Annotated in this window: 19 protein-coding genes and 2 pseudogenes; 13 read left to right on the forward strand and 8 right to left on the reverse strand. The window is 71.4% G+C overall.

Annotated features, from left to right (window positions below):
* Nucleotides 1–505 precede the first annotated feature (505 nt).
* From ACY34J_RS12200 to ACY34J_RS12220, 5 genes and pseudogenes are all read right to left on the reverse strand, one after another.
* Nucleotides 506–1405, reverse strand: a complete 900-nt coding sequence (locus tag ACY34J_RS12200; protein WP_462728424.1) for a glycoside hydrolase family 19 protein — start codon at nucleotides 1403–1405, stop codon at nucleotides 506–508.
* Between the two features lie 456 nt (nucleotides 1406–1861).
* Nucleotides 1862–3274, reverse strand: coding sequence for an aspartate ammonia-lyase (gene aspA / locus ACY34J_RS12205; RefSeq protein WP_462728381.1), 1413 nt, complete (start codon nucleotides 3272–3274; stop codon nucleotides 1862–1864).
* 66 nt (nucleotides 3275–3340) lie between these two features.
* Nucleotides 3341–3763 (reverse strand): annotated as a pseudogene (locus ACY34J_RS12210) (asparaginase); the annotation flags it as partial.
* A gap of 98 nt (nucleotides 3764–3861) precedes the next feature.
* Entirely contained in the window at nucleotides 3862–5334 is a 1473-nt protein-coding gene (locus tag ACY34J_RS12215; protein ID WP_462728382.1) for an amino acid permease, read from the reverse strand.
* Nucleotides 5331–6068 (reverse strand): FadR/GntR family transcriptional regulator, encoded by a 738-nt coding sequence (locus ACY34J_RS12220; RefSeq protein WP_462728383.1) that lies wholly within the window; start codon nucleotides 6066–6068, stop codon nucleotides 5331–5333. Before ACY34J_RS12220 ends, ACY34J_RS12215 begins: the two co-directional genes overlap by 4 nt.
* 188 nt (nucleotides 6069–6256) lie before the next feature.
* Here ACY34J_RS12220 and cutA point away from each other — a divergent pair, with 188 nt between their 5' ends.
* The 5 genes and pseudogenes from cutA (at nucleotide 6257) to ACY34J_RS12245 (ending at nucleotide 9939) form a co-directional block, all read left to right on the forward strand.
* Nucleotides 6257–6580, forward strand: a complete 324-nt coding sequence (gene cutA, locus ACY34J_RS12225; RefSeq protein WP_462728384.1) for a divalent-cation tolerance protein CutA — start codon at nucleotides 6257–6259, stop codon at nucleotides 6578–6580.
* A gap of 380 nt (nucleotides 6581–6960) precedes the next feature.
* Entirely contained in the window at nucleotides 6961–8259 is a 1299-nt protein-coding gene (locus ACY34J_RS12230) for a streptophobe family protein (RefSeq protein ID WP_462728385.1), read from the forward strand.
* A 101-nt stretch (nucleotides 8260–8360) separates the two neighbouring features.
* A pseudogene (locus ACY34J_RS12235) lies at nucleotides 8361–8762 on the forward strand (gamma-glutamylcyclotransferase family protein); the annotation flags it as partial.
* Between the two features lie 39 nt (nucleotides 8763–8801).
* Entirely contained in the window at nucleotides 8802–9779 is a 978-nt protein-coding gene (locus ACY34J_RS12240; RefSeq protein WP_462728425.1) for an adenosine deaminase, read from the forward strand.
* Nucleotides 9780–9789: 10 nt separating this feature from the next.
* The gene (locus ACY34J_RS12245; protein WP_462728386.1) at nucleotides 9790–9939 is read left to right on the forward strand and encodes a hypothetical protein; all 150 of its coding nucleotides are present in this window, start codon (nucleotides 9790–9792) and stop codon (nucleotides 9937–9939) included.
* Here ACY34J_RS12245 and ACY34J_RS12250 read toward each other — a convergent pair.
* Entirely contained in the window at nucleotides 9933–12266 is a 2334-nt protein-coding gene (locus ACY34J_RS12250; RefSeq protein WP_462728426.1) for a molybdopterin oxidoreductase family protein, read from the reverse strand. The two genes, ACY34J_RS12245 and ACY34J_RS12250, sit on opposite strands and share 7 nt — an antisense overlap.
* Nucleotides 12267–12808: 542 nt before the next feature.
* The gene (locus ACY34J_RS12255; RefSeq protein ID WP_462728387.1) at nucleotides 12809–13513 is read right to left on the reverse strand and encodes a SanA/YdcF family protein; all 705 of its coding nucleotides are present in this window, start codon (nucleotides 13511–13513) and stop codon (nucleotides 12809–12811) included.
* Between the two features lie 165 nt (nucleotides 13514–13678).
* Between ACY34J_RS12255 and ACY34J_RS12260 the strand changes: the two genes are divergently transcribed.
* The 6 genes from ACY34J_RS12260 (at nucleotide 13679) to ACY34J_RS12285 (ending at nucleotide 21537) form a co-directional block, all read left to right on the forward strand.
* Nucleotides 13679–14599, forward strand: a complete 921-nt coding sequence (locus tag ACY34J_RS12260; RefSeq protein ID WP_462728388.1) for a sirohydrochlorin chelatase — start codon at nucleotides 13679–13681, stop codon at nucleotides 14597–14599.
* A 55-nt stretch (nucleotides 14600–14654) separates the two neighbouring features.
* The gene (locus tag ACY34J_RS12265) at nucleotides 14655–16049 is read left to right on the forward strand and encodes a deoxyguanosinetriphosphate triphosphohydrolase (RefSeq protein ID WP_462761956.1); all 1395 of its coding nucleotides are present in this window, start codon (nucleotides 14655–14657) and stop codon (nucleotides 16047–16049) included.
* Between the two features lie 124 nt (nucleotides 16050–16173).
* Nucleotides 16174–17436, forward strand: a complete 1263-nt coding sequence (locus tag ACY34J_RS12270) for an NAD(P)/FAD-dependent oxidoreductase (RefSeq protein WP_462728390.1) — start codon at nucleotides 16174–16176, stop codon at nucleotides 17434–17436.
* A 116-nt stretch (nucleotides 17437–17552) separates the two neighbouring features.
* Entirely contained in the window at nucleotides 17553–18008 is a 456-nt protein-coding gene (locus ACY34J_RS12275) for a GNAT family N-acetyltransferase (RefSeq protein WP_462728391.1), read from the forward strand.
* A gap of 79 nt (nucleotides 18009–18087) precedes the next feature.
* Entirely contained in the window at nucleotides 18088–20031 is a 1944-nt protein-coding gene (gene dnaG / locus ACY34J_RS12280) for a DNA primase (protein WP_462728392.1), read from the forward strand.
* 162 nt (nucleotides 20032–20193) lie between these two features.
* Nucleotides 20194–21537: an RNA polymerase sigma factor gene (locus ACY34J_RS12285; RefSeq protein WP_462728393.1), complete on the forward strand. Its 1344-nt coding sequence runs from the start codon at nucleotides 20194–20196 to the stop codon at nucleotides 21535–21537.
* Between the two features lie 193 nt (nucleotides 21538–21730).
* On the opposite strand, the gene ACY34J_RS12290 is transcribed toward ACY34J_RS12285, so the two are convergent.
* The gene (locus ACY34J_RS12290; RefSeq protein ID WP_462728394.1) at nucleotides 21731–23215 is read right to left on the reverse strand and encodes an aromatic amino acid ammonia-lyase; all 1485 of its coding nucleotides are present in this window, start codon (nucleotides 23213–23215) and stop codon (nucleotides 21731–21733) included.
* A 108-nt stretch (nucleotides 23216–23323) separates the two neighbouring features.
* Here ACY34J_RS12290 and ACY34J_RS12295 point away from each other — a divergent pair, with 108 nt between their 5' ends.
* Both ACY34J_RS12295 and ACY34J_RS12300 read left to right on the forward strand, forming a co-directional pair.
* Nucleotides 23324–24484, forward strand: a complete 1161-nt coding sequence (locus ACY34J_RS12295) for an ABC transporter ATP-binding protein (protein ID WP_462728395.1) — start codon at nucleotides 23324–23326, stop codon at nucleotides 24482–24484.
* Nucleotides 24481–25128 (forward strand): ABC transporter permease, encoded by a 648-nt coding sequence (locus ACY34J_RS12300; protein WP_462728396.1) that lies wholly within the window; start codon nucleotides 24481–24483, stop codon nucleotides 25126–25128. The genes ACY34J_RS12295 and ACY34J_RS12300 overlap by 4 nt, the downstream gene beginning before the upstream one ends.

Consider the following 25128-nt stretch of genomic DNA (forward strand, 5'->3'; position numbering starts at 1 on the left):
GACGAGGGTCGTGGGGGCGGGGTGGCATGGCGCCCTGTGTTCGGAGTGCTTGACGAAGGGCATGCGATCGGTCAAGTAATCGTGGAACACGTGCCGGGTCGGCTGTCAGTCACTCCGCCCCGAGGAATCACGGGAACAAATGCCCGTCGGTGGGTGGCCCCGGTGGGCGTCCCACTCGTGGGACAGGATCGACATCACCAATTCGTTGAGCCGGACGCCGTGGCGCAACTGGACCTGCCGTCGCACTTCTTCCTCAACGAAGCCGACCTGCTGGCAGCCGTTATTGGCTCGATGAGTCAGCCGCGCGCGGGTAGGGCGCGCGCCCGCGGCAGCATGGCACTGCGGCTGGATCCAGCATCCGAACCGCGGAGTGATCCGTAAGAGAGACATTCGACCTCCACCGGAGCGCGTCCGGTTGGCCCGTGTATCTGGCTCTCAGAACCGCGTGAACCGGCGAAAGGGTGCACGGAATCGTCCGTGCACCCTCCACCTGGGCCGTTGCGCGTCAGCAGTAGAGGTTGCCTCCCGGGCTGACGCCGAGGATCTGCGTGAACTGCTGGTACTTGCTCACCCGGCTCTGGACCTGCGCCGGGTTCCTGCCGTCGCATTCCAGGCTGCCGTTGATACTGCGGATCGTCTGGCCGAAGCCCGCGCTGTTGACCATCGCGTTGTGCGGGGTCATCGTGCCCGGACCGCTCTGGGTGTTCCAGTACCACAGGCCCGTCTTCCAGGCGACGGCCGCGTCCCTCTCCACCCGGTACGGGTCATGGAGCAGGTCGATGCCCAGGGCATCCCCCGCGGCCTTGTAGTTGAAGTTCCAGCTGAGCTGGATCGGGCCGCGCCCGTAGTACGCCGCCTGGCCGGCGGGGCACCCGTAGGGCTGCCCGGCGTCGCAGTAATGGGGGTAGTTCGCCGTGTTCTGCTCGACGACGTGGACCAGACCGCCGGTCTCGTGGGAGACGTTCGCGAGGAAGGCCGCGGCCTCCTGCTTCTTCACCGTGTCGCTGCCGGTGTTGGCGAAGGCGGGGTACGCACTCAGGGCCGCCTTCAGACCGCTGTAGGTGTAGAAGGGATTCCGGCTCGGGAACATCTGGTTGAACTGGGCCTCGCTGACGACAAATCCGGTCGGGTTCGTACCACCACCACCACCACCGCCTCCGCCGGAGCTGCCGCCGCAGGAGCCCTGGTCGGACCAGACCTGCGAGCTGCTGCTCGGGGTCTCGTTCTGGGTCCACCACTTGGCCAGCCAGTTGTGGTTGTTGTACGAGACGGTGGAGCCGCCGTTGTACGCCGTGCCGGCGTTCCAGGGCGCCGCGCAGGTGACGGCGGAAGCGGATGATGCCGGTACGAACATCGCGAGTGCTCCGGCCATGACCGCGGCGGCAATCAGCGCGACGGTGCGCATTCTTCTGGGCACGTAACTACTCCTTCGTGCGGCACGGCCGCACCAGAGGGACAGGCAGCTCCGCCCTTGCTGCCGAGGGGGGTTGGGAGCACTCAAGCTCGAATGGTCTGCACCTGTCAAGGTATAGACCAAGGTGTGGCTCAAAGCCTCCGACCGCGGGCGGAACGACGTACGGTTCACGAGGGGACTTGCGCCCCGGGCGGCGGTTGACCGCCTTGACTCAGTGGCGTGCACGCCGTGTTCCCAGCCTTCGGGCTACCTGAGTAGGGGTCGGCGCGAGCGGTCCGCACAACCCTCCGCCCTCCCCAACTGACTGGTCCGCCGGACTCTGCGTCACCTGCATGATTGTGGCTGGCGGTTACGGGGCCATCGGTGGATTCCTGGACGACCTTGCCCCGGGTGAACCGCCGCTGATACGGCAGGCGCTGCGCGTTGATCGCGTCCCTCTCTGGACGTCTAAAGGGATCCGGCTGGGCCGGTGCCGGCGACCTCCTCCGGGCGGAGCAGGGCGGCGAGCCGGTCGGGCGGGAGAAGGCCCTTCTCCAGGACGAGTTCGGCGACTCCGCGGCCGGTGGCGAGGGCTTCCTTGGCGATGCCGGTGGCTGCGGTGTAGCCGATGTGCGGGTTGAGTGCGGTGACGAGACCGATGGAGTTCTCCACCGTCGCGCGCAGCGTCTCGGTGTTGGCCGTGATGCCGGACACGCACTGCCGCGCGAGCGTGAGGCACGCGGCCCGCAGATGGGTGATGCTCTCCGAGAGCGAGTGCAGGATGATCGGTTCGAAGGCGTTGAGCTGGAGCTGTCCTGCCTCGGCGGCCATGGTGATGGTGACGTCGTTGCCGATGACCTCGAAGGCGACCTGGTTGACGACCTCGGGGATCACCGGATTGACCTTGCCGGGCATGATGCTCGAACCCGCCTGTACCGGAGGCAGGTTGATCTCAGCGAGGCCGGCGCGCGGCCCGGAGGAGAGCAGGCGCAGGTCGTTGCAGCTCTTGGAGAGCTTCACGGCGATGCGCTTGAGCACGCCGGACAGGTGGACGAAGGCGCCGCAGTCCTGGGTGGCCTCAACGAGGTTGGCGGCGGTCACCAGCGGCAGGCCTGTGATGTCGGCGAGGTGCCGGCGGGCGGCTTCGGCGTAACCCGCGGGGGCGTTGAGGCCGGTGCCGATCGCGGTCGCCCCGAGGTTGATCTCGTGGATCAGTTCCATGGATTCCGCCAGGCGGCTGCGGTCCTCCTCCAGCATCACCGCGTACGCCGAGAACTCCTGGCCGAGGGTCATGGGCACGGCGTCCTGGAGCTGGGTGCGGCCCATCTTGAGGACGTCGCGGAACTCGAGGGCCTTCGCGGCGAAGGCCTCCTGCAGCAGGGCCATGGCCTTCAGCAGGTCCCGTACGGCGAAGACCGTGGCGACCTTGAGGGCCGTCGGGTAGACGTCGTTGGTGGACTGGCTGAGGTTGACGTCCTCGTTCGGGTGCAGATGGCGGTAGTCGCCCTTGGCGTGGCCCAGGATCTCCAACGCGCGGTTGGCGATCACCTCGTTGGCGTTCATGTTCGTCGAGGTCCCGGCGCCGCCCTGGATCACATCGACGACGAACTGGTCGTGCAGCCGGCCGTCCCGGATCTCCCGGCAGGCCGCGGCGATCGCCGACGCCTTCTCGGGGGCGAGCAGTCCGAGGTTCTCGTTGGCGCGGGCCGCTGCCTCCTTGACCGCGGCCAGGGCGTCGATCAGATGCGGGTACGCGGATATCGCCGTACCGGTGATGGGGAAGTTCTCCACGGCGCGCAGGGTGTGGATGCCCCAGTACGCGTCGGCGGGCACGTCCCGGTCGCCGAGCAGGTCGTGTTCGCGGCGGTGGCCGGCAGTCATGGCGCAGCGTTTCCTTCGTGAGGTGTGGTGCGGGCTGGTCCCGTCGGACAGAGGGCAGAAAGCGCGTCACGCCGGGGCCGCGTCGAGCGCGAGCGGGCCGGCGGCCTGCAAGCTGCCGACGGTCGTGTCACCGCCGATGACGGGGGTACGGGCGAACTCGGCGAGGACCGCCGCGTCGACCCCACAGCGGGCGAGGGCCGCCGCGGTGACCGGCATCCGGGCCCGGTCGGCCCCATCGGCGATCTTCACGCCCACGGCCCGCCCGTCCGGCAGCGCCGCGACCTGCACGCCTTCGAAACCGTCCTTGGCGAGCAGGCCCGGCACCGCGCGCATCAGCCGGGCGACGTCCCGCCCGGTGCCGGAGGCCATCTCCGGGTGTTCGCGCATGGCCTGCGCTACCCGGGCTTCAGCCGTGCCCGGCGCGGCCGCTGCCAGTTGGGCGACGGCCCGGGTGAGCCCGTGCAGGGATACGACTCCGATGACGCCTCCGCGCACCACATGGGCGAGCGGGACATGGACCGGTACCCGGATCGCGGGCGGCTCCCCCGGAATACGTCCGGTGGAGCCGCCCTGCACGACGGTGCTGCTCATACCCAGCGCTCGTCCTCGGTGCGCTCCGCCTCCGCGGCGGCCCGTACGGCGCCGACCCGGCGGCGTACCAGGAACCAGCCGACGACCAGCGCCGCCGCGACCGCGGGGAGGGACATGACGGTGATCCGCCCGGGTCCGCCGTCGGCCCACATCAGGCCCAGCACGGAAACCAGGAAGGCCAGCGTGGCGATCTGGGTCCAGGGCGAGCCGGGGAGCCGGTACCCGGGGCGTACGGCCTGGCCCGCGCGGGCCTTCCGCCAGAACAGCAGATGACAGATCATGATCATGGACCAGGTGCTCAGGATGCCGATCGCGGCGAAGTTCAGCACGATCTCGAACGCCTGGCTCGGCACCACGTAGTTGAGGCCCACGCCCAGCACACAGATGGACGAGGTGAGCAGGATGCCCCCGTACGGGACGTGGCTCCGGCTCATGACACCGGTGAACTTGGGCGCCGATCCGGACATCGCCATGGAGCGCAGGATGCGTCCGGTGGAGTAGAGCCCGGAGTTGAGGCTGGACATCGCGGCGGTGAGGACGACCAGGTTCATCACGCCGCCCGCCGCGGGCACCCCGATGTTGGACAGTACGGTCACGAAGGGGCTCTCCCCGGCCGAGTACGCGTTCCAGGGCAGCAGCATCGCCAGCAGCACCACCGAGCCCACGTAGAACAGGGCCACGCGCCACATGATGGAGTTGATCGCCTTGGGCATGATCTTCTCCGGCTCGCTGGTCTCGCCCGCCGTGACACCGACCAGCTCGACCGAGGCGTACGCGAAGACGACACCCTGGATGACCAGCAGCATAGGGAGCATCCCGTTGGGGAAGATGCCGCCGTTGTCGGTGATCAGGGGCGGCCCAGGGGCGTGGCCGTCGACGGGGTGCCGGGTGACCAGCAGGAAGATGCCGATCGCCATGAAGCAGACCAGCGCCGCGACCTTGATGATCGCGAACCAGAACTCGAGCTCGCCGAAGATCTTCACGGAGATCAGATTCACGGTCAGCACGACCGCGAGCGCGATCAGGGCGATCACCCACTGCGGGATGTCGGTGAACATGCCCCAGTAGTGGGTGTAGGTCGCCACCGCCGTGATGTCGGCGATTCCGGTGGTCGCCCAGTTCAGGAAGTACATCCAGCCGGCGACGAACGCACCCTTCTCGCCGAGGAATTCACGGGCGTAGGAGACGAACGCCCCGGAGGAGGGGCGGTGCAGGACGAGTTCACCCAGGGCCCGCACCACGAGGAAGGCGAAGGCGCCGCAGACCGCGTACGCCAGGGCGAGGGACGGCCCGGCGCCGGCGAGCCGGCCTCCCGCGCCGAGGAACAGCCCGGTGCCGATGGCGCCGCCGATGGCGATCATGTTGACGTGCCGGGACTTCAGGGACTTGCTGTATCCGGCGTCGCCGGCATCGACATGTTCGGCGGCTCGCTGCTGCCGTTCCGCGTGCTGGAGGGTTTGCTCGCTCACGCCTGGTTTCCGCCTTCCGTAAGGGGGTCGGTGCGGTGGGGGCGCACGATCGAGTCGAGAGTCATCTCGACCCGTTCGAGGTGGTGCTTCATGGCTTCCACGGCGTCGTGCTCGGAGCAGTCGATGAGCGCTTCGACGATCGCCCGGTGTTCGCGGTTGGACTGCTCGCGCCGTCCACCGAGTTCGTTGAGGAATGCGGACTGACGGGCCAGGGCGTCCCGGATCTCCTCGATGACCCTGCGGAAGACAGGGTTCTGCGCCGCCTGGGCAACGGCGAGATGGAAGAGGGTGTCCATCGCCACCCAGGCGGTGGTGTCGGTCTCCTGCTCCATCCGGTCCAGCAGATGGGAGAGGTGGTCGAGGTCCTCGGGAGTACGGCGCAGGGCCGCGTACCCGGCCACCGGGATCTCCACGTGGCGGCGTACCTCGAGCAGGTCGCTGGCCGCGTAGTCGCCGAAGGTCGGGTCCTCCACCGGACCGCTGGAGACGACGAAGGTGCCCTTTCCGGTGCGGGAGACCGTCAGGCCCATCGTCTGCAGGGCGCGCAGGGCCTCGCGGAGGACGGGCCTGCTCACCTCCAGGCGACGGCAGAGCTCCGCCTCGGAGGGCAGCTTCTCGCCGATCGCGTACTCGCCCCGCTCGATGGCACCGCGCAGATGGGTCAGCACCGCTTCCATGGCGCTGATCCGCTTGGGTGCGCCGCCAGAGCTTGTCTGGCTGTCAGACAGGTTCACGCCGGAGATCCTGGAATGCGCCGGGGATGGCTGTCAAGGGTTGGCAACCCCGCATTCAGAAACCCTCACCCCGCGGTACACGCGGCTCAGGGGTGCGGACATACGGGTGCTCCCCCCGTATGCTCGCCGCTCGCCGGGGCGTGGGGGAGCCGACTCGACGTCCCTTCCGACGAGGCAGAGGAGCAGCCGTGGCCGAGTTCCTGACCGTACTGACCACAACGGACAGCGCCGAGAAGGCAGACGCGCTGGCGCGGGGCGCCGTGGACGCGCGCGTGGCGGCCTGCGCGCAGATCGGCGCGCCGATCACGTCCGTCTACCGGTGGAAGGGGGCGGTCGAGACGGCGCAGGAGTGGCAGGTGCTGTTCAAGACGAGCGCGGACCGGTACGCGGCGCTGGAGTCGTACATCAAGGGAGCGCACGACTACGAGACCCCGGAGATCATCGCGACACCGGTGGTGCGGGGCAGCGCCGACTACCTGACGTGGGTCGCGGGCGAGACCACCGAGAGCTAGTGCTGAGCTAGTGCCGCGTCAGCCAGGGTTTGCCCCGCTCGCCGCCCTGGCACGGCCATCTGCTGCGTTGCCCGATCGACCGGGTAGGCCCACTACGAGGCCGATCCGGCGCCTTGCAGCTGACCGCACCAGGTCACCTCGCTACCGGGCAAACCCTGGCTGACGCGGCACCAGCCGGCTCCCGCGGCCTGCGCCTCGGGTGGGAGCGCCCTGCCGGAAAGGTCACCCGCGTTCCGAACGCCAGGCCTCCGAACCCCGTACTCCCGGCAAGCGGCGCGACGCCATGCTGCTTACGGTGGGATGAAGCGGGCGAACCATCAGTTACCGCCCCGTGCTGTGTGGCGCCCTCAACCACCCTCGAGCGGCAGGAGGCAGACAGCGTGAGCCAGACGCGACGTCCCGCTCCGGCGGGTTACATGAAGGCGGAGGCGTACGGCTGGCTGGATGCCCTGGCCACGGTCGTCGCCGGGATGCTCGCGATGCTGGTCGTCGCCTCGCTCGGTCTGTGGGCCGCAGGCGCCCCCGACCTGCCGGGGGACGCATTCCCCCGCCTGGTAGCCGCCGTGGTGGTGATCGCGGTCGGCGGCTCCGTGGACATGTCGGGCCAGGCGGGCATCATCGCGGAGACACAGGCGGGGCTCGACGGCGTACCGCTCTCGGTGTCCCTCGCCGGGGCCCTGGTCGTCGCCGCCGTCTTTCTTCTGCTGCTGCGCCTGCGCGCCGTGACCTCCGGCGGCGAGACCCTCGCCAGGGTCGTCCGCACGGCCGCACTGTGGCTGCTGGGGCTCCTCCTCCTCGCGCTCGCCGCCCGCCACACCTTCCTCATCCCGCTGGACAACAAGCTCGCCGAGGAGATCGCCCGGGCCCTGGGGGCGACCCCCACCATCGGCTTCCACGCCAGTGTCCCGGCGACGCTCGGATTCGGACTGCTGTGGCTGGTGGTGGTGCTCGCCCTTGCCGTGGTCGTCTCCCGCAAGGCCGTGCTGCCCTCGGGGCTGCGAGGAGTTCAGCAGGCTGTCCGGCCGCACGCGTTGGCCATGGTGCTGCTGCTTCTGGCGTACGTGGCCGTGGGGCTGGTCGTCGGCGTGATCGTCGCGTTCACCCACGGACACCCCGCGGAGACCTTCGCCGTACTGCTGCTGGCCCTGCCGAACCTGGCGTGGATGGCGCTCGGTCTGGGCCTCGGGGCTTCCTGGAAAGGGCATGTGGACACGCCCATCGGGCTGCCGATGCCGCATGTGCTCGACCGGGTGCTCCGTACGCCCGAAGGCGGGGACCGGACCGTGACCGTGGGCACCCTCGCCGAGTACGACGCACGGATGTGGTGGCTGGTGGTCATCGCCGCCGTCGCGGTGCTCGCGGCGGGCTTCGCGGCGGCCAGGTGTTCCCCGGCGGGCACGCGACACTGGCACACCGCGGTGGGCCTTGGGCTCGCCCTGATGATCACCCTGTTCGTCATCGGGCAGCTCACCCGGATCTTCGCCCACTACGGCCTGTCGCTGCTGGGCGTCGGAGACCTGGGAGCGCTCGGCGGGCAGGTGGCGCTGCGGCCCAACCTGCTGGGGATGGCGGGGCTGGGCTTGCTGTGGGGGCTGGTCGCGGGCTTCCTCGGCAGCCTGCTCGCCGCGCGCGTACGCAGGCGCGGAGAAGTCCGGGAGGCGGGCACTCGTACGGGCTGAGCGCCGCGGACGGGCCGCCGCTCTGCAAGAACGGCCCGCTCGTGGGGCCGCGGCCCGGCGTGATAGGACCTGCTCGGACGCCCCTGAGGAAAGGAGTTCGCGTGACCGCGGAGCACCAGCGACGTCCCGTCTTCGTCTACGGAACGCTGCGTCCCGGCGAGGCCAACCACGACCGCTTCCTCGGCGGACGGACGGCGGCCGAGGAGCCCGCGCGCCTGCGGGGCGCGGTGCTGTACGAGGGGCCCGGCTGGCCGTATGCCGTCGCCGACCCGGAAGGGGAGATTCACGGGGAGCTCGTGGTACCGGCGGCCGAGCACTACGACCGACTGCTGGCGGAGCTCGACCAGTTGGAGGACTACTCCCCGGGCAACCCCCACAACCTCTACGAGCGGGTCGCGCGCGAAGTCCGGCTCGCCGACGGCCGCACCGACCGCGCCTGGGTGTACCTGGCCGCGGAACCGGTCGCGCGCCGGCTCCGCGCCTCCGGCACTCTGATCCCCAGCGGCGACTGGCGCAGCCGGCGCTACGGCGAGGATCGCCCGATGCCCAAGGCCGAGTTGCACCTTCACATCGAGGGCACCCTCGAGCCCGAGCTCGCCTTCGCGCTTGCCGCACGCAACGGCGTCAAGCTGCCGTACGCCTGCGAGGACGAGCTGCGTGCCGCGTACTCCTTCACCGATCTGCAGTCCTTCCTGGACCTCTACTACGCGCTGATGGCCGTACTGCGTACGGAGGACGACTTCGCCGACCTCACGCACGCCTACCTTGAGCGGGCGCGGGCGCAGGGCGTACGGCACGCCGAGATCTTCTTCGACCCGCAGGCGCACACCGCCCGTGGGGTGCCCATCGGCACCGTGATCGGCGGCCTGACGCGGGCCCTGGATGTGGCACCCGAGACGTACGGCATCACCACCCGCCTGATCATGTGCTTCCTGCGGAACCTGAGCGCCGAGTCCGCGCTGGAGACCTTCGAGAGCGCTCGCCCGTATCTGGACCGGATCGCGGCCGTCGGCCTGGACTCGGCGGAGGTCGGCAACCCGCCGTCGAAGTTCCGTGAGGTCTACGCGCGCGCCCGCGAGGCCGGGCTGAAGTGCGTCGCGCACGCGGGGGAGGAGGGGCCGCCCTCGTATGTGTGGGAAGCGCTCGATGTGCTCGGCGTGGACCGGATCGACCACGGGGTGCGCGCCATGGAGGACGAGGCGCTGGTGGCGCGACTGGCGGCGGAACACGTGCCGCTGACGGTGTGCCCGCTGTCGAACGTCCGGCTGCGTGTGTACGACCGGCTGGAGGACCATCCGCTGCCCGCGATGATCGACGCCGGGCTGCTGGTGACCGTCAACTCCGACGACCCCGCCTACTTCGGCGGGTATGTGGAGGACAACTTCACCGCCGTACGGGAAGCGCTCGGCCTGGACGAGGAGACGCTGCGCACGCTGGCGCGGAACTCCTTCCAGGCGTCCTTCCTGGACGAGGCCGCGCGTGCGGCGTATGTGAAGGAAGTCGACGCCTACGGCGCCTGACACCCTTCGCTTGACCTCGCCTCTGGTTGAGCTTCTGCGTTCGTCCTCGTCGGACGGCCAAGGGGAGGACAGGACGATGGAGTACGAGGAGTACCTCACCACCCTCACGGTGCTGCAGCGGGTGATCCACAGCACCGGCGGGGAGGCCTGGCATCACTGAGCGCGCGCCGTACCTCCTGCTGCCGCCTCCACGCGAACCGCGCACACCTTGAACTCTGGCATCCGGGAGGTCGGGTCCAGCGCCGGATTGGTGAGGGTGTTGGCGCGGCCCTCGCCCGGCCAGTGGAACGGCATGAAGACCGTGTCCGGCCGGATGTCACGGGTGACCCGGGCCGGGGCGACGGCGCGCCCGCGGCGGGAGACCACCGCCACCGGGTCGCCCTCGGCCACACCCATGCGGTCGGCGAGCAGCGGGTGCAGCTCGACGAACGGGCCCGGCGCGGCCGCGTTGAGCTCGTCGACACGGCGGGTCTGCGCGCCCGACTGGTACTGGGAGACCACCCGGCCCGTCGTCAGCAGCACGGGGTAGTCGGTGTCCGGCTCCTCGGCGGCCGGGCGGTGCGAGACCGGTACGAACCGGGCGCGGCCGTCGTCGGTGGCGAACCGGTCGAGGAAGAGGCGGGGCGTGCCGGGGTGGCGTCCGGTGCGGTTGTCTGCCGCTGAGGGCTCGGCGCGGTGGTCATCGGCCGGGTCCGCTGCGTGGTCCGGCGGGCCGTAGTCGCCCGCCGGGTCGTCGGGCCACGGGCCGAGAGGCGTCTCATCAGGCGCCGGGCCCGCCGGGACTGCCGCGGCTGCCTCGTGGTCCGCCGGGTTGTCCGGAGCCGGCTCGGGTACCGCCGGGGCCTTTTCCCGCCCACCCGGCGCTTCTTCGGGGCGGGCGGGCGGGACCAGTGCCACGGCCGTCTCAGCCGCTGCCAACCCCACAGCGGGAGCGTCCGGGCACGGCCAGAAGACGCCGTCCTCCTCGGCGATCCGGCGGTAGGTGATGCCGGAGTAGTCGGCCGGGCCGCCGGCCGAGGCGCGGCGCAGCTCCTCGAAGACCTCCTCCGGGTCGGCGGGGAACCCCTTCTCCCAGCCCAGGCGGGCCGCGAGACCGTTCAGCACCTCCAGGTCCGTACGCACACCGGGCGGTGGGTCGACGGCCTTGCGGCGCAGGATGACCCGGCCTTCGAGGTTGGTGGTGGTGCCGGTCTCCTCCGCCCACTGGGTCACCGGCAGCACCACATCGGCGAGTTGGGCGGTCTCCGAGAGCACCACGTCGGCGACCGCGAGGAAGTCCAGTGAGCGCAGCCGCTCCTCGATGTGGGCGGCGCGCGGGGCGGACACCACCGGGTTGGAGCCCATCAGCAGCAGCGACTTCACATCCCGGCCGAGCGCGTCGAGGAGTTCGTACGCGCTGCGGCCGGGCGCCGGAAGGTCGTCCGGGTCCACGCCCCACACGGAAGCGACATGGGCGCGGGCCGCCGGGTCGGCGAGCTTGCGGTAGCCGGGGAGCTGGTCGGCCTTCTGGCCGTGCTCGCGCCCGCCCTGACCGTTGCCCTGGCCGGTGAGACAGCCGTAACCGGACAGCGGCCGCCCGGCCCGCCCGGTCGCCAGGCACAGGTTGATCCAGGCGCCGACCGTGTCCGTGCCCTTCGCCTGCTGCTCGGGGCCGCGGGCGGTGAGCGCCATCGAGTTCGGTGCGTCGCAGAACAGGGCGACGGCTTCCCGGAGGAGGGGAAGCGGAACGCCGGTGATGCGTTCGACCAGCTCCGGCCAGTGCGCCATGGCCGCTGCCCGCGCCTCCGGCCAGCCGCTCGTACGGTCCGCGATGAACCCCTCGTCCACCCGGCCCTCCGCGACCACCAGGTGCAGCATGCCGAGGGCGAGGGCGAGGTCCGTGCCGGGGCGGGGCGCGAGGTGGAGGTCGGCCTGCTCGGCGGTGCGGGTGCGGCGCGGGTCGACGACGATCAGCTTGCCGCCGTTCTCCTTCAGCTCGGAGAGGTAGCGCAGAGCGGGCGGCATCGTCTCGGCGAGGTTGGAGCCGACGAGGATGACGCAGCCGGTGCGGGGGATGTCCTCCAGGGGGAAGGGCAGACCGCGGTCCAGGCCGAAGGCGCGCTGGTGGGCGGCGGCGGCGGAGGACATACAGAAGCGGCCGTTGTAGTCGATCTGCGAGGTGCGCAGGACAAGGCGGGCGAACTTGCCGAGCAGATATGCCTTTTCGTTGGTGAGGCCGCCGCCGCCGAAGACGCCGACGGCGTCCGGGCCGTACGCGGCTCGCGTACGGACCAGGCCGACGGCGATCCGCTCCAGGGCCTCCTCCCAGGTGGCCGGTTCGAGCCGCCCGGAGTCAGGGCACCGCACCAGGGGCTCGGTCAGGCGCACCCGGGAGGAGAGCACGGCGGGCGCTGTGCGGCCTTTGCCGCACAGCGCGCCCCGGTTGACGGGAAAGGCGGTGCGCTCCAGGACCTCGACGCTGGAGGTGGGGGTGGGGCGCAGCGTCATGCCGCACTGCAGGGCGCAGTAGGGGCAGTGGGTGTCGACTGCGGCCGCGCCGCCCCGGCCGCCGGACGGGTCGCCGGTGGCGGCGGTGGTCGGGACGGCGGTGAAGGCGGTCGGGGTCGCGGCGTTCATGGTGCCCAGAATGCGACGGCCGTGTTACGCCGGTCCGCTTCCGCGGTTACGCCTGCCGCACGCCGACCTCAGCGGGCTCCCCGCGCCCCCGTGAGGTGCGCCCTCCCCGGCCGGGTCTCCCGCCGGACCACCAGGCCAGGCGCCGCCGGCGCGGGGCCGCCCTCGGGCAGCCTGCGGGCTTCCCGCGGTTTCGCGGAGCACCAGTGCACTATTCGGGTCGGGTGGGCGGAGAAATCCGGCGCGAAGCGCCTGGATTGGGGCGCGGCAGCGTCGGGCCGCCCGGCAGCGGCTCTGCGCCGGCGCGGCGGCCGGTCCCGAGCGGGCGACTGGGTGAAAAGGCCCCGGCGCAGGACCCGGTGACAGGCCCAGGGGTGGGCGGGAAAGCGCCGCCCCGGCCACGGGGCGGCCGACGATCACCGCCCGTGAGGGCTCAGCGCCTTGGCGATGCCCGGCTCCCTCGGCCCGAGAAAGTGCGGATCGGGCCGTACCACCGCATCCAGCGCCGCCTTGCCCGCGGCGGCCAGCTCCCGTACACCCCCGTAGAACCACGTCACATCTCGCGGTTCGCCCACCCCCACCCCGTACGCGTCGATCCCCGCCGCCCCGCAGAGCGCCAGCGCCCGCCGGATGTGGAAGTCCTGGCTGATCAGCACTGCCCGGTCCACCCCGAAGATCCGCTTGGCCCGCGCGCAGGAGTCCCAGGTGTCGAAGCCGGCGTAGTCGCTGACGATCCGACGGTCTGGCACGCCGCGGGCGGTCAGATACGCTCGCATCGCATCCGGCTCGTCGTAGTCGGTGCGGCTGTTGTCCCCGGTGACCAGGACCGCGCGGATCGTGCCGGCCCGGTACAGCTCGGCGGCCGCGTCCAGCCGGTGCGCGAGGTACGGCGACGGGTCGCCGTCCCACAGACCGGCGCCGAAGACGACGGCCACCGGAGCGGGCGGCACTTGAGGGAGGTCCCGCACCCGCGGCGACGCCGTCGCGTTCATCCACGTCGCCGGCAGCAGCGCCAGTACGCAGCCCAGCACCGCGACGCGTACGGCCCGCCGCCTGCCCGCCGGCGTCCGCGGCAGCCGCCCCCGTGCCCGCAGCGGCAACCGCTCCCGAAGCCCACCCATGCGCCCTCCCCTGTCGCTGATCATTCTCGACCCACGTCGATCGACGATCGACAGGCCCCTGTCGGTTCGCGGATCCCAAGCGCCCGCCGCCCGCGGTGAGGCGTCCGAAACCAGCTGTCATTCCGCCGCAATCACCCTGCAACCCCCGCTCGCCATCATCTGTTCATGACGGCGTCGACACCTGACCCACCACCTCCGGGATCCGTCCCCCTCGACAGCACGGCGCAGCTCATGACACAGATAACCGCGCAGCTCAGAAGCCAGCTCCAGCTGGCGGGCGCCCGCAGCCTGAGGCGCCCGGGGACCGCGCCCCGCCGCCCCCCGACGCTTGTCGCCGTCGCCCATGGCAGCCGCGACCCCCGGGCGCTGGGCACCGTCACCGCCCTCCTGGACCGCGTCCGGGCCCTGCGCCCCGACCTGCCGGTCCGGCTCGGGCACATCGAGCTCAACGCGCCGCTGCTCACCGACGCCCTCGCCGACCTGCACGGTGACGTCGTACTCGTCCCCCTCCTCCTCAGCCGCGGCTACCACGTCAAGCAGGATCTTCCCCAGGCCCTCGCCGCGGCCCCCCGGCTGCGCGGCCGGATCGCCGCCCCGCTCGGCCCGCACCCCCTGCTTACCGACGCGCTCCACGACCGGCTCGTCGAGACGGGCTGGCACGCGGCCACCGCCCGGGCGGGCGGGGCGCGCCGCAGCGGGATCGTGCTGGCCGCCGCCGGCTCCCGTGACCCCGACTCGGCCGCCGACACCACCCGGACGGCCGCGCTGCTCAGCGCCCGGCTCGGTGGCGTCCCCGTACTCCCCGCCTACGCCTCCGCCGCCACCCCCACCGTCCCCGAGGCCGTCACCGCGCTCCGCGAACGCGGCCGCCGCACCATCGCCGTGGCCTCCTACTTCACCGCGCCCGGCCGCTTCGCCACCCAGAGCGCGGCCGCGTCCCCCGGCATCGCGACCGCACCCCTGGGCGCCCACCCCGCCCTCGCCCGGCTCGTTCTGCACCGCTACGACCAGGCCCTGGCCGCCCCCGTCACCAAACCGGCGGAGCGCCGGCCGGCGACTGCTTCAGGTGCGAATCCCGCAGCTTGAGGGGACGAATCCCGCACCGGCCGCCCCGGCCCGTTACGGTCCCTGTATGGCAGGAATGGCTGGAATGGCAGGCGACGACCGGGCGGACACCACCACCGCGCGGGGCAGCTGGCAGGAGCAGTACGGCCCCTACTCCGAGGCCGACACCGAACGCTGGGCCGCGGAGCCCGACAAGCGCCCCGGCCGCACCGCCTTCCAGCGCGACCGGGCACGCGTCCTGCACTCCGCCGCGCTGCGCCGCCTCGCCGGCAAGACCCAGGTGGTCACCCCCGGGACCGCGCCGAACGAGCTCGCCACCGCAAGGACCTCCGCGGCCTGGGACGCCAGCCCGCGCACCCGGCTGACGCACTCCCTCGAATGCGCCCAGGTCGGCCGCGAGCTCGGCGCGGCCCTCGGCTGCGACCCCGACCTCGTCGAGGCCGCCTGCCTCGCCCACGACCTCGGCCACCCGCCCTTCGGCCACAACGGCGAGCAGGTCCTCAACGACTTCGCCAAGGACTGCGGCGGCTTCGAGGGCAACGCCCAGTCGCTGCGGCTGCTGTCCCGCCTGGAGCCCAAGCGGTTCGTACGGCAGGGCTCGTTCGTCGGGCAGGGCCCGATCGACGGCGACGACGAGCTCGTCAGCGTCGGCCTCAACCTCACCCGCGCGGCCCTGGACGCCGCCACCAAGTACCCCTGGCCGCGCGGTGAGCACCCGACCGACCCCGACTCCCCGAAGTTCGGGGTGTACGAGGACGACATCCCCGTCTTCACCTGGTTCCGGCAGGGCGCGCCGGCGAACCGCCGCTGCTTCGAGGCCCAGGTCATGGACTGGTCCGACGATGTGGCGTACTCGGTTCACGACGTCGAGGACGGCCTGCACGCCGGGCACCTCGACCCCAATCTGCTGCTCGCCGAACCCGAGCGCCAGGAGATCTTCGCGGTCGCCATCGGCCGCTACGCCCCGCCGGGCGCCGAGCCCGATGAGCTCGCCGAGGCGCTGGACCGCCTTCTCGACCAGGAGTGGTGGCCGCACGGCTACGACGGTTCGGCCGTCGCCCAGGCCCGGTTGAAGGACGCCACCAGCCAGCTCATCGGCCGCTTCTGCCTCGCCGCCGAGGGCGCGACCCGCGAGGCGTACGGCTCCGGCCGCCTGACCCGCTACACCGCTGAGCTGGTTGTACCGCGCGCCACCCGTTTGGAATGCGCCGTTCTCAAAGCGGTCGCCGACCTGTACGTCATACAGCGCGCCGAGCAGGAGCGGGTCCGCGCCGACCAGCGGATGGTCCTCGCCGAGCTCGCCGAGCTGCTCAGCGCCCGCGCCCCGGACGGCCTGGACCCGCAGTTCAGAGCGCTGTACGCGGCGGCCGGGGACGACCGGGCCAGGCGGCGGGTGGTCGTCGACCAGATCGCGGCACTGACCGACGCGTCGGCCCGGGGCCTGCACGCCCGCCTCACTTCGGGCCGCTGACGTGGAACGGGTGCCAGGCCGTACTCCCTCTTCCCGCTTGACGCCCGCGTGCGGGAGGCTCGCCTGAGGCGAGCCGCGCGGGGGACCATGAAGTCAGGCTCATGCCGGGAGCGAGGAGGCACCAGTGGTCGACGCACACGAGACGTTCGTCATCGTCGGAGGAGGACTTGCAGGGGCCAAGGCCGCGGAAACCCTGCGTTCGGAAGGCTTCACCGGACGCGTCATTCTCATCGGCGACGAGCGCGACCACCCGTACGAACGCCCACCGCTGTCCAAGGGCTACCTGATCGGCAACGACGACCGCGACAGCGTCTTCGTCCACGAGCCCGCCTGGTACACCCGGGCCGAGATCGAACTCCACCTCGGCCTGCCGGCCGTACACCTCGACCGCGCCGCCAAGGCCGTCACCCTCGGCGACGGCACGCGAATCCACTACGACAAGCTGCTCCTGGCCACCGGTGCCGAACCCCGACGCCTCGACATCCCCGGAACCGGCCTCGCGGGCGTCCACCATCTGCGCCGCCTCGCCCACGCCGACCGGCTGCGCGGCGTCCTCGCCACCCTCGGCCGCGACAACGGTCACCTCCTCATCGCCGGCGCGGGCTGGATCGGCCTCGAGGTCGCGGCCGCGGCCCGCGGGTACGGCGCCGAGGTCACCGTCGTCGAACCCGAACCGACCCCGCTCCACTCCGTACTCGGCCCCGAAATGGGCGCCGTCTTCGCCGAGCTGCACCGGCAGCATGGGGTCCGCTTCCACTTCGGCGCCCGGCTCACCGATATCACCGGCCAGGACGGCATGGTGCTCGCCGCCCGCACCGACGACGGCGAGGAGCACCCCTGCCATGGCGTGCTCGCCTCGATCGGCGCCGCTCCGCGCGTCGCGCTCGCCGAGTCGGCCGGCTTGGAGCTCGTCGACCGGGAACTCGGCGGAGGCATCGCCGTCGACGCCTCGCTGCGCACCTCCGATCCCGACATCTTCGCCGCCGGGGACGTGGCCGCTGCCCAGCACCCGCTCCTGGAGACCAGGCTGCGCGTCGAGCACTGGGCCAACGCGCTGAACGGCGGCCCGGCCGCGGCCCGCGCCATGCTCGGCCAGGAGGTCTCGTACGACCGCGTGCCCTACTTCTTCACCGACCAGTACGACCTGGGGATGGAGTACTCGGGCTACGCGCCTCCGGGCAGTTACGACCAGGTGGTGTGCCGGGGGGACGTCAGCAAGCACGAGTTCATCGCCTTCTGGCTGAGCGGCGGGCGGGTGCTGGCCGGCATGAACGTCAATGTCTGGGATGTCACGGATGTCATCCAGCAGCTCATCCGCTCGGGCACCTGGCTGGACCCGAACGCCCTCGCCGACCCGGGCATCCCCCTGCCGGACCTGCTGCCGTAGCCGCCCGCCGGACCTGCTGCCGTAGGCCCGCGCCTGCGGCGCGGTCACCTGCGCCGGGCTTTCGCCCCTCACCCAGGGCCCCTGGGGCCCTGGGTGCTCGGTACTATCCTCGGCCCATGGCGATCCCCACCGCAGTCGTGCCCGTCTCGGAGATCTTCGAGCTGCGCTGGGAGGTGCTGCGCCCGGGCCTGCCGCGCGAGACCGCGGTCTTCCCCGAGGACTCGGACCCGGACGCCTTCCACATCGCCGCCTACGACGGCCCGGGAGCCGTCGCCGCCTGTGTCACCTTCTTCCCGGACCCGCTCGAAGGACGCGAAGAAGCCGGGCTGCCCGGCTTCCGCTTCCGGGGCCTGGCCAGCGCCCCGCGGGTGCGCGGTCTCGGCTTCGGCTTCACGGTCCTTCAGGCGGGCATCGAGGAACTGCGCAAGCGCGGCGCCCCGTACGTCTGGTGCAACGGCCGCGCCGCCGCCGCCGGCTTCTACCAGCGTCAGGGCTTCAGGCCGGTCGGGGATGCCTTCGACCTGGAACCGGCCGGACGCCACCACCGCTTCCTCAAGATGCTCGACGACTGATGGGCATCAGGGCCGCGGCAGGCGTGCCCGTACTGCCGGCGCTGCCGGGGATGTCCTACCGCCACCGTAGAATTCACGCGTGGCAGGCAGGATCAACGACGACGATGTGAAGGCGGTACGGGACGCGGTCCCGATCGACGTCGTGGTGTCCGAGTACCTCCAGCTGCGTAACGCCGGCGGCGGCAATCTCAAAGGGCTTTGTCCCTTTCATGATGAGAAGTCCCCATCTTTTCAGGTGAGTCCAAGCAAGGGGCTTTTCTACTGCTTCGGCTGTCAGGAAGGCGGGGACACCCTCGACTTCGTGATGAAGGTCGACCACCTCTCCTTCTCCGAGGCCGTGGAACGGCTCGCCGCTCGGGCCGGGATCACGCTCCGCTACGAGGAGGGCGGTTACCACCCGGCCCGGCAGCAGGGCGAGCGCATCCGGCTCGTCGAAGCCCACAAGATCGCCGCGCAGTTCTACATCGAGCAGCTGGAGAGCGCCGAGGCCGAGATCGGCCGGGCGTTCCTGGCGAGCCGCGGGTTCGACCAGGCCGCCGCGCAGCACTTCGGCGTCGGCTACGCCCCGGCCGGCTGGGACCACCTCGTCCGCTTTCTGCGCGGCCGCGGCTTCAGCGACAAGGAACTGATTCTCTCCGGCCTGGCCCAGGACGGCCGCCGCGGTCCCATCGACCGATTCCGCGGCCGGCTGATGTGGCCCATCCGCGACATCACCGGCGAGGTCGTCGGCTTCGGCGCCCGTAAGCTCCGCGACGACGACAACGGTCCGAAGTACCTGAACACCCCCGAGACCCCGATCTACAAGAAGTCGCACGTCCTGTACGGCATCGACCTGGCCAAGAAGGACATCGCCAAGACCAGCCGCGCCGTGGTGGTGGAGGGCTACACGGACGTGATGGCCTGTCACCTCGCCGGGGTCACCACCGCCATCGCCACCTGTGGCACCGCCTTCGGCGGCGACCACATCAAGATCCTGCGGCGGCTGCTGATGGACAATGCGGGCGCTGAGGTCATCTTCACCTTCGACGGCGATGCCGCCGGGCGGAAGGCCGCACTGCGTGCGTTCGAGGACGACCAGAAGTTCGCCGCGGAAACCTCCATCGCCATCACGCCCGGCGGCATGGACCCCTGTGAACTGCGGCTGGCCGAGGGCGACGAAGCCGTCCAGGCACTGGTCGAGAACCGCACCCCGCTCTTCGCGTTCGCTCTGCGGTCGGTCATCTCCCGGTACAACCTGGAGACCGAGGAGGGCCGCGTAGGTGCCGTGGACGAAGCGGTGCCCATCGTCGCCTCGATCAAGAACCCGGGCCTGCGCGACCGGTACGCCATCCGGCTCGTGGGAATGGTGGGCATCGCCACGCAGGCGGAGGAGCAGTCGATCGTCCGACGGGTGCGGGCGCTCGCGCGCAGCCGGCAGAGCAGCGGTCCGGGCGGTCTCGAGCGCGGCCGTACGGACGCCGCCGCGGCGCAGCCCGGGCGGGGCGCCGGCGCATCCGCGGACCGGCGACAGCCCGCCGGCGCGGCCCCGGGCCCGCGCGGCCCGGCGCTGAACTTGCGCAGCCCCGCCCATCGGGTCGAGCGGGAGCTGCTCAAACTCGCCCTGCAATACCCGGAGTTGGTCTCTCCGGCCTTCGACGCGTTCGGCGCGGACGAGTTCACCGCCCCGCCGTACGCGGTCGTACGCCAGGCCATCGAGGCCGCCGGGGGAGTGGCCACCGCGGACGGCGGCTATCTCGCGCGGGTCCGCGACGCGGCGCCGGACGACTCGGTGCGCGCCCTGATCACCGAGCTGGCGGTCGAGCCGCCGCACACACGGCGCGAACCCGACGAGATCTATGCGGGCGTGCAGTTGGTGGCCGTCCGGCTTGCCGCGGTGAACCAGCGCATCAGCGACATCCGTGGGACGCTGCAGCGGCTGGGGACGCATGCCGACCCGGCCCATCTCCAGGCCGTCCAGAACGACCTGTGGGTCCTCCAGCAATACGGCCAGTCCCTACGGGACCGCGGCGCCGCCGCCCTCTGACCGGCGCTCCGCGCCGGGATTTCCCAGCGGGCAGGCGGGTAGACAACATCCGCCGCCTTTGGCCGGCCCGGCGAGGGCCGTCGCACCGAGTTACGATCCGGACTCAGAAAGTACGCGCACGCCCCTCGTGGCGAGACTGTGTCGTACCCCACACTGTTCCAGGTGCCTGAGTCCTCCGAGTGCGGCGGATCCGGCCGGACGGTGCCGGAGGCCCCCGCGGAACCGCTTATGGCGTACGGGACGGACGGCGGCGCGGCCGCAACCGTTCCGGTGCCGCATGCCGCCCAGAATCCGGCAGCGATCACCCTGGAGGTCGCCCCCGTGCAGAGCCAGACCCTGACCGGCCCGACCACGACCGTGCCCCCGCAGGCCATCGCCTCGCACCATCCCGAGGCCCTGACGCAGCCGCCTCAGACTCCCGAACTGCCCGCCGTCGCGCTCCTGATGGAGGAGATCGCCGCGAGCGCCTCCGGCGTGTCCGAAACCCCCGAGCCCGCCGAAGCCGAAACCCACGCGGAAACCGACACCGACACCGGCACCGAGGCCAGAGCCGACACCGAAGCCGACGCGCCACCCCCACGGCTCGACACCAGCGGGCCGTCCTCCGACCTGTTCCGCCAGTACCTCCGCGAGATCGGCCGCATCCCCCTGCTCTCCGCCGCCGAGGAGGTCGAGCTCGCCCGCCGTGTCGAAGCAGGCCTGTTCGCCGAGGAGAAGCTCGGCAACACCCCCGACCTCGACTCCGAACTCGCCGTCGACCTGGACCGGTTGGTGGTCCTCGGCCGGCTGGCCAAGCGCCGCCTCATCGAGGCCAACCTCCGCCTCGTCGTCTCCGTAGCCAAGCGCTACGTGGGCCGCGGCCTGACGATGCTCGACCTCGTACAGGAGGGCAACCTCGGACTGATCCGCGCCGTCGAGAAGTTCGACTACGCCCGCGGCTACAAGTTCTCCACCTACGCGACCTGGTGGATCCGTCAGGCCATGTCCCGCGCCCTCGCCGACCAGGCCCGTACGATCCGCGTCCCCGTCCATGTCGTCGAGCTGATCAACCGGGTCATCCGCGTCCAGCGCCGCATGCTCCAGGAGCGCGGCTACGAGCCGACACCCCGAGAGGTCGCCGGGCATCTCGGCCTCCCCGAGGAGCGGGTCAGCGAAGTGCTGCGCCTCGCACAGGAGCCGGTCTCGCTGCACGCGCCCGTCGGCGAGGAGGAGGACGTCGCCCTCGGCGACCTCATCGAGGACGGCGACGCCACCTCCCCGGTCGAGTCAGCGGCCTTCCTGCTGCTGCGCGAACACCTCGAAGCCGTCCTCTCCACGCTGAACGAGCGTGAGCGCAAGGTCGTCCAGCTCCGCTACGGCCTCGCCGACGGCCGGCCCCGCACCCTGGAGGAGATCGGCCGGATCTTCGGTGTGACGCGCGAACGCATACGGCAGATCGAGTCCAAGACGCTGAGCAAGCTTCGCGACCACGCCTTCGCCGACCAGCTCCGCGGCTACCTCGACTGAGCTCGATCAGTCGGCGGGGTGCATCGCTCTGCGGATGGAGGCCACGCACTCCGGCTCCGCCGGATGGGGGGAAGGGGTTTCAGGCGACGAGGCGGGAGCAACGGTTCGCGATCTCTGGCATGAAGGAGTTCCTGCCCTACGGGGGAAGAAGGGGTGAAATCACGTCTGCGTCAGCGGCGTTCCGACGCAGCGCTCACAGCTCGGTGAACCGGTCGAGCAACCCGGCCGCCGTGGTCACATCATCCGTCAGCGGGCGGTCCCGCACGTCCGGGTCGAGAACTTCCGCGGCCATCTCGAAGGCGCGGCCCACCGGGAGTTCCGGGTCGGGTCGCAGCTCGCGCTGGCGCAGCGCCCGTACAGCCGCGACCAGTTCGCAGCCCAGCACGAGCCGGAAGGGTTCGACCGCCCGCAGGCTCTGCCGGGCCGCGAGCGACGCGAAGCTGGCCTGTTCCTCCACACCCCGGGAGAGCACCGCGTGCCCGAGGGAGGCGGGTGCGGAGACCGCCCGCAGCTCCCCGAGTGCGGCGCCTGCGGCGTATTCCAGGATCATCACGCCGGAGCTCGCCGGCTCCCCGTCCGCAAGGAAGGGCCGCAGCCGGGTGTAGTTGGGTTCGGACAGGGCCGAGAGCCGGGCGGTTGACAGCCGGGCGGCCTGCACGACCGCCAGCCGGAAGTGGTCGAGAGCCAGGGCGACCTGGGCGAGGTAGAAGTTGCCGTTGTGGTAGGCGCTCCAGTCCTCGGGGCAGATCAGCGGGTTCTCCGAAGCGGCGTTGATCTCCACCGTGAGCACACGCTCCAGTGCGTCGGCTGCGTCCGCGGCCGGGCCGTGTATCTGCGGGAGACAGCGGAAGCCGTAGGGGTCCTGGATACGGCCGAGCGGCGGTGTCGGCCGCTCCGGCGCCCCCAGCAGGCGCCGCATACGGGCCGCGGAGGCGAGCGAGCCGGGGTGCGGGCGAGCGGCGTGCACGGGGACCGCGTACGCCTCGTAGGAGCCGTCGACCGCCAGCAGGGAGAGCGCGGCGACCGCCTGCGCTGCCGCCAGCAGTCGCCGCAGCTCGTCGAGGGCGAGGGCGGACTGGCCGAGGGTGAGGGCGTTGCTGCTGATCAGCGCCAGGGCGTCATTGTTGTCCAGGGCGATCGGGGCGGGGGCGGGGCCGCCGGACCACGGGTGCTCCCCCGCCAGGGCGAGACCGGCCTCGGCGAGGGCGGCGATGTCGCCGGTGCCCACGGCTCCGTACTCGTGGACGACCGGATGGGCACCGGACTCCAGGGCTTCGGCCAGCGCGGTGACCACGGTGGGCCGCAGCCCGGCGCCGCCCGCGAGGAGCTGGTTGGCGCGGATGGCCAGCATGGCCCTCACTTGGCGGGCGGGGAGCGGCTCTCCGATGGCTCCGGCGTGGCTCCGCAGCAGCCGCAGGCCGTGGTCTGCGGCGGACTCGGCCGGAACGTGCTCGTGCCGGTTGGCGCCGACCCCGGTGCTGCGGCCATAGACCCGGCCGCTCAGGGCGAGGTGCCGGGCCGCGTGCCAGGACACCTCGGCGAGCTTCAGCGCCTCAGGATCGGGTACGGGCCGTACGGCGCCGTCCGCGAGGCGTACGACGTCAGCCACCAGGAGTGTGCTGCCGTCCAGGACGACGGCAGCAGCGCGGGTGCGGTTGTCCACCATGCGGGACGACATAATGTGCAGACTCCTTCAATTCCGACACTCCGTCTTGCCGGACGGACAGAAATAGCGAGTGGTTCACCGCGAGGCATTGACAAAGTATTCAGCTACGAAGAACTCTGCATGACCGTATGCAGACCCGGCAAGGGATGGCTGATGATCAAATTCGACGCGGTGAGCAAGCGGTTCCCGAACGGCACGACTGCGGTCCATGACCTGACCATGGACCTCCCCGAGGGGGGCATCACCGTCCTCGTCGGCTCGTCGGGATGCGGAAAGACCACCACTCTCCGGATGGTCAACCGGATGATCGAACCAACCTCGGGCACCGTCCGCCTGCGGGGCAAAGACATCCGCGAGGCCGACCCCGCCGAGCTTCGGCGCGGCATCGGCTATGTCATCCAACAGGCAGGTCTCTTCCCCCACCGTACGGTCCTGGACAATGTCGCCACTGTGCCCCTGCTGCTCGGCTGGGGCCGTCGCAAGGCCCGCGCCCGGGCGGCCGAGCTGCTGGAGCTGGTGGGCCTCCAGGCCGAGGCGGGCAAGCGCTACCCGCACCAGCTCTCCGGCGGCCAGCAGCAGCGCGTGGGAGTCGCCCGTGCCCTGGCCGCCGACCCGCCCGTCCTGCTGATGGACGAGCCCTTCGGCGCGGTGGACCCCGTCGTACGGACGCTGCTCCAGGACGAGCTGCTCCGCCTCCAGCAGGAGCTGCGCAAGACCATCGTCTTCGTCACCCATGACATCGACGAGGCCGTACGGCTCGGCGACCGGATAGCCGTATTCCGCACGGGCGGGCATCTGGTGCAGTACGCCGAGCCCGCCGAACTTCTCGCCCGCCCTGCCGACGACTTCGTCGCCGACTTCCTCGGCACCGAGCGCGGCCTGAAACTGCTGTCGCTCACCGGCCTCGCCGACCTCCCGCAGCGGCCCGCGCCCGTGGTGCGCACCGGCGATTCCTCCTCCAAGGCCCGGGAGGGCGTAGGCCGCTGGCGGCTCCTCACCTCCGAGCGCGGCGAGCCCCTGGGCTGGCTCGACACCGAGGAACTGCGGGCCGGCGGCACCGTCGCGGACCTCCCCACGCTCCCCGTACGGCCGCTGCGCGACACCGATTCCCTGCTGTCCGCGCTCAACGAGTCGGTGGCCTCGCCCGCCGGGCTCATCGCCCGGGTGGACGCACACGGGGTCCTCACCGGAGTGACCTCCCGCCAGGAGATCCATGAGCACGCCGGCCGGTGGCACGCCGAGGCCGCTTCCGTCCCCGCACCGGAGGACGCCGTCGTATGACCATCGAATGGGCGTGGATACCCGACCACGCGGCCCAACTGACCGCCCTCACCCTCGATCATCTCTACACGGCCGGCTCCGCGGTCTTCTTCGGACTGCTGATCGCCCTGCCACTGGCCGTACTGGCCCACCGCATAGGGCCTCTGCGCGGACTGATCCTCAGCATCTCCGGCGTCCTGTTCACCATTCCCTCCCTCGCGATCTTCGTGCTCCTGCTGCCGGTCACCGGCCTCACCCGCGCCAGCGCGATCACCGGCCTCACCGTCTACACCCTGGTCGTCCTGCTGCGGAACACTGTCGAAGGGCTGGACGCCGTCCCCTCCAAGGCCCGCGAGGCATCCATCGCCATGGGCTCACGTCCGCTGCGGACCCTCCTCACCGTAGAACTCCCGCTCGCCCTTCCCGTCATCATGGCCGGGGTCCGGGTCGCGACGGTCATGTCCATCTCGCTGGTCAGCGTCGCCAGTTACATCGGCTACGGCGGCCTCGGCCAGCTCTTCACCGACGGCTTCCAGCGCAACTTCCCCACCCCGGTGGCGGTCGGCGTCGCCCTGACCCTGCTGCTGGCGCTGGTCGCGGACGCCGCTCTGGTCGCCGCCCAGTACGTGCTGACGCCCTGGAACCGCCGCCGGAAGGGAGCCTGA

This window comes from Streptomyces sp. HSS9-12 (genome assembly GCF_054963655.1).